This window comes from Dyella sp., from assembly GCF_035685885.1.
Classification (GTDB): Bacteria; Pseudomonadota; Gammaproteobacteria; order Xanthomonadales; family Rhodanobacteraceae; genus Dyella.
Genome location: NZ_DASRZX010000003.1, coordinates 21,000 through 33,745, shown reverse-complemented (window position 1 = coordinate 33,745; position 12,746 = coordinate 21,000). Strand labels below are relative to the sequence as shown.

Annotated in this window: 14 protein-coding genes; 7 read left to right on the top strand and 7 right to left on the bottom strand. The window is 64.1% G+C overall.

Features of this window, described 5'->3' with window-relative positions; genetic code table 11:
* Positions 1 to 114 precede the first annotated feature (114 nt).
* Positions 115 to 1,635 (bottom strand): FMN-binding glutamate synthase family protein, encoded by a 1,521-nt coding sequence (locus tag VFG49_RS00430; RefSeq protein WP_324857261.1) that lies wholly within the window; start codon positions 1,633 to 1,635, stop codon positions 115 to 117.
* Between the two features lie 59 nt (positions 1,636 to 1,694).
* Positions 1,695 to 2,876 carry a formate-dependent phosphoribosylglycinamide formyltransferase gene (purT, locus tag VFG49_RS00425; protein ID WP_324857259.1) on the bottom strand — a complete coding sequence of 394 codons (1,182 nt, stop codon included), beginning with the start codon at positions 2,874 to 2,876 and terminating at the stop codon, positions 1,695 to 1,697.
* 146 nt (positions 2,877 to 3,022) lie between these two features.
* Here purT and VFG49_RS00420 point away from each other — a divergent pair, with 146 nt between their 5' ends.
* The 5 genes from VFG49_RS00420 (at position 3,023) to VFG49_RS00400 (ending at position 6,504) form a co-directional block, all read left to right on the top strand.
* Complete coding sequence (locus tag VFG49_RS00420) at positions 3,023 to 4,546, top strand: transglutaminase-like domain-containing protein (protein ID WP_324857257.1); 1,524 nt, start codon at positions 3,023 to 3,025, stop codon at positions 4,544 to 4,546.
* A gap of 61 nt (positions 4,547 to 4,607) precedes the next feature.
* Complete coding sequence (locus VFG49_RS00415; RefSeq protein ID WP_324857255.1) at positions 4,608 to 5,477, top strand: SPFH domain-containing protein; 870 nt, start codon at positions 4,608 to 4,610, stop codon at positions 5,475 to 5,477.
* Positions 5,467 to 5,658, top strand: coding sequence for an Arc family DNA-binding protein (locus VFG49_RS00410; protein ID WP_324857253.1), 192 nt, complete (start codon positions 5,467 to 5,469; stop codon positions 5,656 to 5,658). Before VFG49_RS00415 ends, VFG49_RS00410 begins: the two co-directional genes overlap by 11 nt.
* A 109-nt stretch (positions 5,659 to 5,767) precedes the next feature.
* Positions 5,768 to 5,965, top strand: coding sequence for a hypothetical protein (locus VFG49_RS00405; RefSeq protein WP_324857251.1), 198 nt, complete (start codon positions 5,768 to 5,770; stop codon positions 5,963 to 5,965).
* Between the two features lie 74 nt (positions 5,966 to 6,039).
* On the top strand, positions 6,040 to 6,504 hold the full coding sequence (locus VFG49_RS00400) for a DUF1203 domain-containing protein (protein WP_324857249.1): 465 nt from the start codon (positions 6,040 to 6,042) through the stop codon (positions 6,502 to 6,504).
* A gap of 24 nt (positions 6,505 to 6,528) precedes the next feature.
* Here the strand turns inward: VFG49_RS00400 and VFG49_RS00395 are convergent, their stop codons facing one another.
* Entirely contained in the window at positions 6,529 to 6,912 is a 384-nt protein-coding gene (locus tag VFG49_RS00395) for a DUF423 domain-containing protein (RefSeq protein WP_324857247.1), read from the bottom strand.
* Between the two features lie 67 nt (positions 6,913 to 6,979).
* Between VFG49_RS00395 and VFG49_RS00390 the strand changes: the two genes are divergently transcribed.
* Both VFG49_RS00390 and VFG49_RS00385 read left to right on the top strand, forming a co-directional pair.
* Complete coding sequence (locus VFG49_RS00390) at positions 6,980 to 7,597, top strand: SCO family protein (protein WP_324857245.1); 618 nt, start codon at positions 6,980 to 6,982, stop codon at positions 7,595 to 7,597.
* Complete coding sequence (locus VFG49_RS00385; protein WP_414649010.1) at positions 7,594 to 8,064, top strand: copper chaperone PCu(A)C; 471 nt, start codon at positions 7,594 to 7,596, stop codon at positions 8,062 to 8,064. Before VFG49_RS00390 ends, VFG49_RS00385 begins: the two co-directional genes overlap by 4 nt.
* Before the next feature lie 64 nt (positions 8,065 to 8,128).
* Here VFG49_RS00385 and VFG49_RS00380 read toward each other — a convergent pair whose 3' ends face one another.
* The 4 genes from VFG49_RS00380 to VFG49_RS00365 all read right to left on the bottom strand — a co-directional run bounded on the left by VFG49_RS00380 (position 8,129) and on the right by VFG49_RS00365 (position 12,636).
* Complete coding sequence (locus VFG49_RS00380; RefSeq protein ID WP_324857243.1) at positions 8,129 to 8,992, bottom strand: cytochrome c oxidase assembly protein; 864 nt, start codon at positions 8,990 to 8,992, stop codon at positions 8,129 to 8,131.
* A 76-nt stretch (positions 8,993 to 9,068) separates the two neighbouring features.
* Positions 9,069 to 10,976: a GldG family protein gene (locus tag VFG49_RS00375; protein WP_324857241.1), complete on the bottom strand. Its 1,908-nt coding sequence runs from the start codon at positions 10,974 to 10,976 to the stop codon at positions 9,069 to 9,071.
* Complete coding sequence (locus VFG49_RS00370; protein WP_324857239.1) at positions 10,973 to 11,707, bottom strand: ABC transporter permease subunit; 735 nt, start codon at positions 11,705 to 11,707, stop codon at positions 10,973 to 10,975. Before VFG49_RS00370 ends, VFG49_RS00375 begins: the two co-directional genes overlap by 4 nt.
* Positions 11,704 to 12,636 (bottom strand): ABC transporter ATP-binding protein, encoded by a 933-nt coding sequence (locus VFG49_RS00365; RefSeq protein WP_324857237.1) that lies wholly within the window; start codon positions 12,634 to 12,636, stop codon positions 11,704 to 11,706. The genes VFG49_RS00370 and VFG49_RS00365 overlap by 4 nt, the downstream gene beginning before the upstream one ends.
* Between the last annotated feature and the right edge of the window lie 110 nt (positions 12,637 to 12,746).

Below are 12,746 nucleotides of genomic sequence, written 5' to 3'. Positions count from 1 at the left end.
GAATGGTGAGACGCGACATCCGTCCGTGTCATGCGACGGATTGGCTCGCGAAACAACGCAACCGCACCAAGATGCCGCCCATCGCGTGATGGGTCGGTGACCAGGATCAAGCCATCAGGACAACGTTTGCGCCTTGGGCACAACGGGATAGGGATAGAGCTTCACCAACGGCACCGAGATGCCGTCATCGCCCACCACGCGGCAATGCGAGCGATTGAGTTGCCGTGGTTCTTCGACCCCGCAGCTGTGCGCGATGATGCCCACTTCATGCATCAGGTTGGTGGCGTAGTTGGCCACGCGCTCGCTCTTGTCCGCCACTACCAGTCCGCGCTGCAGTTTGGGATTCTGCGTGGTGATGCCCGTGGGACACGTATTGCGATTGCATTGCAGCGACTGGATGCAGCCCAGCGCGAGCATGAAGCCGCGCGCCGAGTTGACGAAATCCGCGCCCATGGACAACGCCCAGGCCACGTCATAAGCAGTGATGCATTTGCCCGAGCAGATCACCTTGATCCGTTGGCGCACGCCTTTCACCACCAGCAGGTCGACCAGGGCGGGCAAGGCTTCGTGCAATGGCAGTCCGACGCCTTCCATCAGCGTCTGCGGCGCCGCGCCGGTACCGCCTTCGGAGCCATCGACGATGATGAAATCCGGTGCGCTCTCAATGCCGCGCCGATGTATCTCGTCGCACAGCTCGGCAATCCAGTCCACGCCGCCGAACACCGCCTTGAAACCGACTGGCTTGCCGGTGAGTTCGCGGATGTGCTGGATCGCGTCCATCAGCTCCTGCACGTTGCCAATGTCGAGGTGGCGATTGGGGCTTTGCGAATCCTCGCCCACCGGTATGCCGCGGATCGCTGCTATTTCCGGCGTCACCTTCGCCGCTGGCAACAGGCCGCCCATGCCGGGCTTGGCGCCCTGCCCGAGCTTGATGCTCACCATCTTCACCTGTGGATGCGCGCAGATGTCCAGCAGCTTCTTGTCATCGAGCTTGCCGTCCGCCGTCCGCACGCCGTATTTGGCGGTGCCGATCTCGAAGATGATGTCGCAGCCACCTTCGAGGTGATAAGGGGCAAGACCGCCCTCGCCCGTATCCATCCAGATGCCCGCCTTGGCGGCCCCACGCGACAGCGCCCGCACCGCCTGCGCGGACAACGCGCCAAAACTCATCGCGGAGATATTGAAAAACGGCGCGTGCGAATAGGGTTGGCGCGAAAACGGGCCAATCGTGACGGGCAAAGGCTCGACGTGTTTCTCGCCCAGTGCGGGAAATGGCGCGTTGACGAAAAAAGGCACGCCTTCGCCACGCAAGTCGCGCGTCGAACCGAAGGCGTTGGTGTTGTCGACGTTCTTGGCGGCGCGGTAGACCCAGGTGCGCTGTGCGCGGTTGAACGGCAATTCTTCGCGGTCGCTGGAATACAGGTACTGGCGGAAGAATTCGCCCAAGTGCAGGAACCAGTAGCGGAAGTGCCCGATAACGGGGAAGTTGCGCAGCACGGAATTGGACGTCTGGTTACGGTCCACGAACCACACCACCAGCACGACCGCAACCAGCAAGGCCAGCAACAACAGGAACAAGGCAGCGAAAGTCTCAATAACCACCACCAGCCAATGCGCAAATCCTGACGCTTCCATCGCTACCTCCGGTTGTCTCTCTATGTTTGCAGCCTCTCACAAGGAGAGGAAACAGACGCTCAGAGTTCTACGTGCAATGCCTTCGCCGCAGCAATGGCCTTGGCCTTGGCCGCTTCGATGCTTTCGTCACGCGCGAGCGTCACGGCCATGCGTCGGCGTCCCTTTACCGTGGGCTTGCCGAAAATGCGCAACTGCGTATCGGGCAGGGTGAGCGCTTCGGCGACGCCGTGGTAACGAGGCGCCTCGCCCTCGCCTTCCACCAGTACGGCGCACGAGGCGGAAGGGCCCTGCTGGCGGATCACGGGAATGGGCAACCCAAGGATGGCGCGCGCGTGCAGGGCGAATTCCGACAGGTCCTGCGAGATGAGCGTCACCAGGCCAGTGTCGTGCGGACGCGGGCTCACCTCGGAAAAGATCACCTGGTCGCCCTTCACGAAGAACTCCACGCCGAACACGCCCCAGCCACCCAGCGCACCGGTGATGGCCTCGGCCTGGCGTTGCGCTTCCTGGAGCGCGGCATCGCTCATCGGCTGCGGCTGCCACGATTCGCGGTAGTCACCATCCTCCTGGCGGTGGCCGATGGGCGCGCAGAAACTGGTTCCATCTCTGTGCCGCACGGTCAGCAAGGTGATCTCGTAATCGAAATCCACGAAGCCTTCGACGATCACCCGGCCCTTGCCGGCGCGACCACCCGATTGCGCATAGTCCCACGCCGCCTGCAGCTCGCCTTCGGTGCGCACGAGGCTTTGCCCCTTGCCCGACGAACTCATCACCGGCTTGATCACGAAGGGCAGGCCGATCGCGGCGACGGCCTCGCGATACTCCGCCTCGGTTTCGCAGAAGCGATAGCGCGAGGTGGGCAGCTTGAGTTCCTCGGCCGCGAGGCGGCGAATGCCTTCGCGATCCATGGTGAGCCAGGCGGCGCGCGCCGTGGGAATGACGTGGAGTCCGTCTTTCTCCATCTCGATCAGGGTCGGGGTATGGATCGCCTCGATTTCCGGCACGACCAGGTCGGGCTTCTCTTGTTCGATGAGTCCCCGCAAGGCGGCGCCGTCGAGCATGTCGATCACATGGCTGCGATGGGCCACCTGCATGGCGGGCGCGTTGGCATAGCGGTCCACCGCAATCACCTCAACGGCGTAGCGCTGCAGCTCGATGGCCACTTCCTTGCCCAGTTCGCCGGAGCCCAGCAGCAGCACGCGCAGGGCGCGGTCGGAATAAGGCGTGCCAAAGGGCTTCATCGGTATCTCCAGGCGGCGGCAAAACCGCATTGTAAGCGGCCGGGAAGTGGACGGAGAGGCTTGCGTTCCCACCTGTCTAAAGTACCGTTGACGGCGGACACAAATCGGCATTCACTGTCACTTGCAACCGTCCCCACGGAGCGAACATGCGCAACCGGACTGCCCTGCTGTTGCTGGTGTTGTCGTTGTGCCCCGCTCCCGGACTTCTCGCCCGGGCCCAGACAGCCTCGTCCGATACCACCTGGATGACCGTGCTGCTCGGTGGCCGAAAAATCGGCCACCTGCAGATCCAGCACGATCGCGCGGGCAACGTCGTCACCACCACGCAGGACCTGGTGATTGAGCTCAACCGCAGCGGCAAGAGCGTCCCCCTGGGGGTGCTGACCCGCAGCGTGGAAAACGCCAGCGGCGAACCACTGGGCTTCTATTCGCGCAGCACGCTGTCCGCCGCGGACAGCACGGTGGAAGGAAAGCTTCGCGCCGACGGCAGCTTTGATGTCAGCAGCACCGTGGACGGCGCCACCAGGCAAACCCTGCTCGTCTGGCCGACAGGCGCCGTGCTCAGCGAGGGCCAGCGCCTGGCCCTGGTGAAAACCGCCGGGCAACCGGGCAAGAACTACACCATGGACATGTTCGACCCGGCCAGCCAGGCCGTTGCGCACGTGGACATGCAGGTGATCGGCGACGAGAAGATCCTGCTGCCGGATGGTCCGGTGGTGCTCAACCACCAGCGGCAGGTGCTGCGGACGAATCGCGGCGTCCAGACCATGGATCTGTGGCTCGACCATCAGGGTCGTGCACGCAAAGGCCTGCTCAACATGTTCGGGCAGGAACTGGAGATGCTGACCTGCAGCCAGCGATGCGCTATGGCGCCGGTGCAGAAGCTCGACATGTTCCGGGCCGCCATGGTGGATTCGCCGCGGCTGCTGCCGGCCTACCTGCGCACGTCGTTCCTGCGCTACCGGATTCGAGCCACCGGGAATATTCCGCAGCCGGTGATCACCACCGACGAGCAGCACGTCACCCGGTTGGGTGGCGACGACTGGCTGGTCGACATTGGCAACCCGCAGCCTGGAGGCGAGGCGCCGCCGACAGCGGAGGACGTCCAGCCCAACGCCTGGGTGCAGTCGGATGCACCGGAGATCCGCAAGATGGCGGCGGATGTGGTGGGCGATGCACGGGACGACCTGCAGAAAATGCGGCGCCTGCGCAGCTTCGTCAGCGATTACATCACCCAGCATGGCCTGGACGTGGGTTACGCCTCGGCGCTCGAAGTCGCCCGCACCCGCGAAGGCGACTGCACGGAATATGCGGTACTGCTGGCCGCCCTCGCCCGCGCCGAGCAGATTCCCACCCGCGTCGTCACCGGCATGGTCTACGCCGACCGGTTCTCCGGCGCCTCGCGCGTATTCGTGCCGCATGCGTGGGTGCAATCGTGGGTCAACGGCCGTTGGCAGAGCTTCGATTCGGCACTCCGTCGCTTCGACAGCAGCCACATCGCACTGGACACGGGCGACGGCGACCCTTGGCATTTCTTCAACATCGCCAACCTGTTCGGCCAGCTGCACATCGAAGAGATCACCCCTACCTCGGAGCTGGCCGGAAACCTTCCGCCGCCAGCGCCGTCCGAACCCGCAGCTGGCGGGGGCGGTCGGGGCGGCGGGGAATAAGGCCCGTTTGCAAGAGATATCATTTTGATATCTAATTCCTCCCATCTAGGGAGGAGTCACCATGAACGAACGTCAGGGTTTTTCGGTCGCCGGTATACCCACGATTTTCCTGTGCATCCTGTTGGGGATGGTCAGCGTCGCGCTCTGGATCGAAACGGCCCGCAGTGGCGTCGGCTACCTCGGGCTGGCAGGCGCGTTGCTTGTCGCCCTCAATTTGCTGGCGCTGAAGGGCTTCTTCCAGGTGGCTCCCAATGAAGGGCAGGTGCTGCAGCTGTTCGGCAAGTACGCCGGCACCGTGCGCATCGAAGGCCTGCGCTGGACCAACCCGTTCTGCACGCGCCGCCGCGTTTCGCTGCGCGTGCGCAACTTCGAGAGCGGCAAGCTCAAGGTCAACGACAGCGACGGCAATCCGATCGAAATCGCCTCGGTGGTGGTGTGGCAGGTCATCGACACCGCGGAAGCCGTGTTCTGCGTGGACGACTATGAAAACTTCGTCACCATCCAGAGCGAATCGGCGTTGCGCCAGATGGCGCAGAACTACCCTTATGACTCGCACGACGACGGCAATCCCGCGCTGCGCAGCCATGGCGAAGTGATCAACAACCATCTGCGCGACGAGATCCAGGCACGCCTGGACAAGGCCGGCGTGCGGGTGGTCGAGGCCCGCATCAGCCACCTCGCCTACGCACAGGAAATCGCCCAGGCCATGCTGCAGCGACAGCAGGCCAGCGCGATCGTGGCGGCGCGCGAACGCATCGTCGACGGCGCCGTCGGCATGGTGGCCATGGCGCTGGACAAGCTGCGCAAGGAAGGCGTGGTCGAACTGGACGAGGAACGCAAGGCCGCCATGGTCAGCAACCTGCTGGTGGTGCTGTGCGGCGACCGTGCCACCCAGCCGGTCGTGAACGCCGGCACGCTGTATGGCGGCTGAGAAAAAAGCCTTTCCGCTACGCATCAGCGCTGCCGTGCTCGAAGCCATGCAGCGCTGGGCCGATGACGACCTGCGCAGCGTCAATGCGCAGGTCGAATACGTGCTGCGCGAAGCCTTGCGAAAGCAGGGGCGACTTCGCAAGGAATCGAGCGAACCCGTGGCTGACGACGAGAACGACTAGGCTCTCGTTGGCGTCGCGCGTTGATGCGTCTTCGACACGACCTGCACGACAGCGGCGCTAGCGTCCTTTCTCCCCCTCACGCGATTTCCTATCGCACACGGAGAACGCCATGTCCAAGGATTATCGTCCCCTGCCCGACAGCCCGGTCCTGTGCCAGGCCTGCTCCAACGCAGGAGAAAACATCGAGATGGAGCGTCAACCCGATCTTCCTGCGGATGCGCGCCGGTGGTCTGAAGAACAGAACGTGGAATTGCAGACCTATCGCTGCCCCGATTGCGAGGCGGTGGAGGTGTTTCGCGTCGACTGACGCGTCGCAAGATCCGGATGGTTCCCGGCACCGGCCGGTGAGAGCCTGCGGGCTCCCACGATGGAGTCCACGCCATGTCCTTTCGCATCACTGGTCTTCCGGCCGCAGCGTTTGCCGATCTGTTCACCCTGTCCGACGAAGAGCTGGCCCAACGCCGTGCCGTGCGCGTGGTGGCGGACCAGCCGCATGGTTATCCTTGCCGCATCAGCCTCACGGACGCCGAGCCGGGCCAGTCGCTGATCCTGCTCAACTATGAGCACCAGCCTGCCGATTCGCCGTTCCGTTCGACCCACGCCATCTATATCCGCGAAGGTCAACAGCAATACGACCGCATGGACGAGGTGCCGGACCAGCTGCGGCGCCGACTGCTATCGGTGCGTGGCTTCGACGCCAGCGGCATGCTGCGCGATGCGGATGTTGCTCAGGGCACGGCGCTGGAGCCGCTCATCGAGCGTCTGTTCGAGGACGAGCAGGTCGCCTATCTGCACATCCACATGGCAAGGCCGGGCTGCTACGCGGCACGCGTGGATCGCGCATGATTCCATCGCGCCTGATTCAGACGATCAGCCGCTGCGTCGCATCGCGGGTACAAGGGCGATACCCAAGGCGATCCAGCCCGCGATGAAGGCCACGCCGCCCAGCGGCGTAATCGCGCCCAGCCAGCGGGGCGCACCCAGTGCCAGCGCGTAGAGGCTTCCACAGAAAATCACGATGCCCAGTGGAAACAACCACAATGCGATGGAGCGCGCACGCCCTGGTGCGCCGGACAAGGCAAGCACCAGGGCGATGGCGTGCCAGAAGTGGTAACTCACCGCGGTGTGCCACAACTCGCTGCCACGCGTGTCGAGTACACCGCGCAGAGCATGGGCGCCGAACGCACCGAGCATCACGGCGCTGGCCCCGACCAACCCGATCAGCACGCCGGTGACGGAAACGGGTTGTCGCATGGGAGCTTCCTCGAATTGCGGGCGGCCGGTGTCGTATGCTGCCGGGATGATTCCAGACGATACTCGCATGCCTCTTCGTCGCACCAGCCGGCTGGCGTGGTTGTTCGCCCTGGTGCTGGGCGCCATCATGCTCGGCGGCTGCCAGCGCAGCGACGCGATTCAGTGGCAACTGACCGACATCAGCGGCCATATGCCCGACCTCGACTTCACGCTGGTCGATGACCAGGGCAAGGCGGTAACCGGCAAGGACTACCACGGCAAGGTGGTGCTGCTGTACTTCGGTTACACGCACTGCCCGGACGTGTGCCCGCTGACGCTTGCGCAGCTGCATGTCGTCATGCAGCGCCTTGGGCCGCTTGCCGACGGCGCGCGCATCCTGTTCGTCAGCGTCGATCCGGCGCGCGACACGCCCGAGATCATGCACGCCTACGTGAATGCCTTCGACCCCCGCGCTGTCGGCCTGTCCGGCGCGCCGCGCGAAATCGAAGCCCTGAGCAAGCGCTATCGCTCAGCGTTCACCCGTGAACCCGACAAGGGCGACGGCCAGTACGAGGTAAGCCACAGTTCGGCGATCTACATCTTCGACCGCGACGGCAAGGCGAAGCTGCTCTCCACGCCCGACCGCTCGCAGGATGACCTCGTCCACGACCTGCATCTGCTGCTCAGCCAGGGGAATCCCGCATGATGATTCGCAACGCCCGCGCCCTACCCTTTCTGCTTGCCGGCTCGATATTCGCCACGGGCATCCATGCCACCGAAGCGGAACACATTCATGCGAGCCAGGCCTGGATCCGCGTGCTGCCCGGCGATCTGCCGGCCGGCGCCTATGTCACGCTGGAAAACACCAGCGACCAGCCGGCGATGCTGCGCAGTGCCACGACACCACGCTACGCCAGCGTGATGTTGCACAAGAGCAGCTCGGAAGGCGGCGTCAGCCGGATGGCCATGGTGGAAAGCCTTGCCATTCCCGCGCATGGCAAGGCTGAGCTTTCGCCGGGTGGCTATCACCTGATGCTGAGCAAGGCGGGCACGCCGCTGAGCGTGGGCGAGAACATCAAGATCACGCTTCACTTCGCCGACGGCAGCACGCTGGATACGGATTTCGTGGCACGGCCAGCGAACGCGACTGACGCTGGCGACGCGCACCACTGATTCCCGTGCGAATAACCTGATCGCGGCGGGATCACACCGCAGCAATCGCGCACTGGGTGCGCTCCTACAAGGGATCTGCCGCGGTTGTCTGGCGGCGCGGCCACGGCTTGCGCCGGATGCGTCCGCTGCGTGACAACCGCAGCCACTGGCGCATCGCCAGCAGGCCACCGATGGACTCGATGATCGCGGCCGGCACCCACATGATCACCCCGCCGACCAGCTGCGCAGTGAGTACGTTGAAGGTAAAGGCACGCCCGCAGATTTCGAAGATCGGATAAAGGTCGGTCTTGGAGAACGTGACGATGGCGCCCGCGAGGATCTGCGGCGTCATGGTGATGCCGGGCGACAGCACGCGCATACCGGCCGTCATGCGACCCGGCGGGTGCGGCCGGTGGTCCAGCACGAGCCACCAGTAACTGAAGCCGCTGACCAGCATCGACCAGTTCATGAAACGGTAGATGCGCCAGTCCAGCATGGCCAGCGTCTGCATCGACGGCACCAGCCAGACCAGGATGAAGGCCACGAACAGGATCGTCGCCACCGCCGGATTCAGGAATATCGCGCTGAACAGGCGCCACGGCCACGAGCGCATTATTGGCCGCAGCAGGCGGACACGCCACACCAGCGGCAGGCCCTTGCGCAATACCGTGCCCGGATACGAGGCGATGATCAGCAGCGGCGCCAGGTGGTGCAGCAGCACCTGCTGGATGCGATGCATGAAGAACTCATGCTCGAAGAAGAAATCCAGATACGTATGCAGCGACACGTAGATCATCGCCATGCCGATCCAGAACGCCAGCTTTCGTCCGACACTGACCGGCAGGCGCCGGCTGCCGCGCACATAAAGCACGCAGCACGCCATGAAGGTGAGAAGGAAGACCCAGGAAAATTCCCAGGGCACGATCCACTTGAGCACGCTTGCCATCATCGATCGAATCCGTGCCGGATCAACGGCGATCCCACATCATAGCCCGATGGCCGCGGCGCACTCGCATGGAAAGATCTCACGCCAGGCGGGGACGGCGGCTGCGTCGCGAACGGCGCCATCCGTACAGCAGGCCCAGCAAGGTCACCAGCAGCGGCACCAGCACGATGTTGATGAACTTCAGGCGCAGGCCCAGTGCATCGATCTCGGCGTTGAACTGGTGCTGCACATTGCGCAGCTCCTTGTTGATCGCCAGCTGGCGCTGCAGGAACTGCTCGATCTCCGCACGCTGCTCCGCACTTACGGTGTCGCCGCGGGCGGCCTTCGCCGGCTGCAATTCGTTGAGACGCGTACGCGTGACCGCCAGCTCGCGTTCGAGCTCCTGCTTCTTGGCCAGGTATTTCTGGTCCGCCGCACTCTGCAGCGCCAGCACACGCGTGAACGGCCGCTGCGAACTCACGCGGCCATGGATCGAGAGCAGCGCGGACGAGCCACTGAGGTTGTCGGCGATGTTGGTGATGAAATCGCCATTGTTGGCCAGCGCGCTGAGCTGCGGCTGGCCGAGCAGGCTTTGCGTATAGGACACCCACAGCCGGTCGCTGAGAAGGTCTGTATCCGCCACCAGGATCACTTCCGCGTTCTGTCCCGATGCGGCCAGGTGACCGGCTGACTTCCCACGCTCCGGAAAGGCGCTGGCGAATTGCCCGCGCAGGCGTGCCGCAATGACGTAGTGCGTATTGTCTGGCCGGTAATTGTCGAGCAGGCCGCCCGGATTGTTGATCGATTCGCGCACCCGCTCGCTCGACACCAGCTCGGCGTCGGTGGTGCTCTGCATCAGCGGCTGCAGGCGCGACTGCGTTCCCGGGGCGAGATCGAAATAGCCCGCGCTGGAAACATTGATGCGCTGCAGGCTCGCCGTGATCACATCGTCGTGGCTCAGTTCCTGCTGGCCGAGGCCAAGCATCGCGGGGTGGCTCATCGAACTGCTGTCGGCAAGTTCGATGCGCAGCGCGCGCGAGCGATCAAGCACGACCTTCTGCGGGTCGTATTGCACGCCCCACGCTTCGAACAATGGCGCCAGGTTCGAGTTGTGGTCGTCGGTGTGGCCGCTGCTATCCACGAACGGCGTGTTGTCCATCTCGGCCACCGGATCGACGAACACCACGAGATGACCGCCGCCCAGCACGTACTGGTCGATGGCGTAGAGCGCATCGGTCGGCAACTGCTTCGGATGGATCAGCAACAGCGCCTTGAGGTCGGGATCGATGCGCGTGAGCTTGGTCGGTTCCAGTGTCCTGACATCGAACTGCTGGCCCAGCTGCTTCATCACGGTCCACGGTTCCTCGCCGATCACCGGGTTGCCTTCCACCTGCAGGCTGCTGATCAGGCCGACGTGCGGCTTGGACGGCTGGTCCAGCTCGTAGAGAAGCTTGGCGATGTCGTATTCGAGGAAGGTCTCGCGTGATGGATCAAACAGCGGGATCGTCAGTACCTTGCCCGGCAGGTGCTCCTCGCCGTCCGTCTCGCTATCGGCATTGGCCGGCAGCTTGCCGCCTGCCACGCCGAAGAACACGCGCTCGCCATTGCTGCCGCCGTTGATAGGCGTCAGGCCATAGCTCTCCGCGCTCGCTTCATCGTCGGAATAAGGCACTGGATCCACGATCTGCAGGCGCAGGCGTCCATGTGCACGGGCGACCATTTCCTGCAGCATTTCACGCACGCGCTGCGCGTAGCTGCGCAGCTGCGGCAGGTCGCGGGTGGCATGCTCGGAGAAGTACAACGTGAGCCTGAGCGGGGCGTGCAGGTTGTCGACGATCTGCGTGGTGCCCGGCGTCAGCGTGTAGATCTTGTCCTCGGTAAGGTCGACGCGGCCGAAGCGTTGCCAGCGGCTGCTGACGAGCGTGACGATCACGAAAACGATGGCAAGCAGTGCCAGGCAGGACAACAACACGGCGCGCCGGCTGACATGGATGCGCCCTTTCATCATGGCGTACGCTTCAGGTCGAGCACCAGCACGCCGGCCACCAGCCACGCCGCCATGCTAAGTACGAAATACAGCAGGTCCCGCAGGTCGAGCACGCCGCGCGAGATGGCTTCGAAGTGCCGCAGCATGCTCAGGTGCGCAAGGCCGTTGACGAGCTTGCGCGGAAGCGCGCCCTGGAAAAATTCCATCACCTGCGGCTGGCCGACCAGGATGAACAAGAAACACACCACCAGGGTCAGCACGAACGCCACCACCTGGCTTTGTGTCACCGCCGAGAGACAGGCACCGATGGCCAGGAACGCGCCGGCCATCAGCCAGCTGCCCAGGTAGCCGGCGAAGATCACGCCGTTGTCGGGAGAGCCCAGGTAGTTCACCGTCAGCCAGATGGGGAACGTGAGCAGCAAGGCCAGGCCGATAAAGGCCCACGCCGCGAGGAATTTGCCGAGCATGGCCTGCCCGAGTGTCAGTGGCAGGCTCAGCAACAGTTCCAGCGTGCCGCCCTTCGCTTCCTCGGCCCACATGCGCATGGATACCGCGGGCACCAGCACCAGGTAGAGCCACGGATGCATCACGAAGAACGGCTGCAGGTCGGCCTGTTGGCGCTCATAGAAGTCGCCCGCATAAAACGTGAGGATGCCCGACATCACCAGGAAGATGACCAGGAACACGTACGCCACGGGCGTCACGAAATAGCTGCGCAACTCGCGCCGCATCACCGCCGCGACAGGACTCACGCCTTGCCTCCCGCGCCGGCAGTGATATGCCGGAATACCTCGTCGAGTCGTCCCCGCTCCAACTGGATTTCGGATACCTCCAGGCCCTGCTGCCGAAGCAGGGTTTCCACCGGTTCGAGAATGCGCTCGCCAGCGCGCGGAAACACCGTGATGCGACCGTCGAGCGGATCCACTTCAATCGACGCCACCTGAGGCAGGCGTCCAAGCATCTCCTGGGAAACACCGCTGCCGGGCGCGCTGAACGATACGGCGCCGTGATAGCGGGACCTTGCCTCCAGTTCTGCCGGAGTGGCATCCGCCAGCAGGCGACCGTTGGCGATGATCACCACGCGATTGCACAGGGCATGCACTTCTTCCAGCAGATGCGTGGAAATGAGGATGGTGCGATCGCGCGCCATGGCATCGATCAGCTGGCGCACAGTGTGCTTCTGGTTGGGATCGAGGCCGTCGGTCGGCTCATCGAGCATCAGCACCTGCGGGTTGTGCACGATCGCCTGCGCCAGACCCACGCGGCGGCGCAGGCCCTTCGACAGCGTGTCGATGCACTGGTCCAGCACGCCTTCCAGCTGCAACCCGCCCACCACGCGCTCGAAGCGCCGATAGCCTTCGTCACGCTGCAGGCCGCGCATGCGGATGATGAAGGTGAGGAATTCGCGGACCGTCAGTTCGCCATAACTGGGCGCGCCTTCCGGCAGATAGCCCAGCGCACGCTTGGCCTTCAGCGGCTCCTTGCGCACGTCATGGCCACATACGCGGGCCGTGCCCGAGGAGGGGGCGAGGAAGCCGGCGATCATGCGCATCACCGTGGTCTTGCCAGCGCCGTTGGGGCCAAGCAATCCAAGCACCTGTCCCGGTTCGGCGCGGAAGCTGAGCGCATCCACGGCAGTCAGGGCGCCATAGCGTCGGGTGAGCTGTTCGGTTTCGATCATGTCCGGTCGGGGCAGGCAACGGGCAGCAGCAAAACCGCGCACCCTCGTGAATCAGGGAATCGACCTGCACTGTACCCGAAAAGTTCGTCCAGGCCGGACGATGCAGGCAG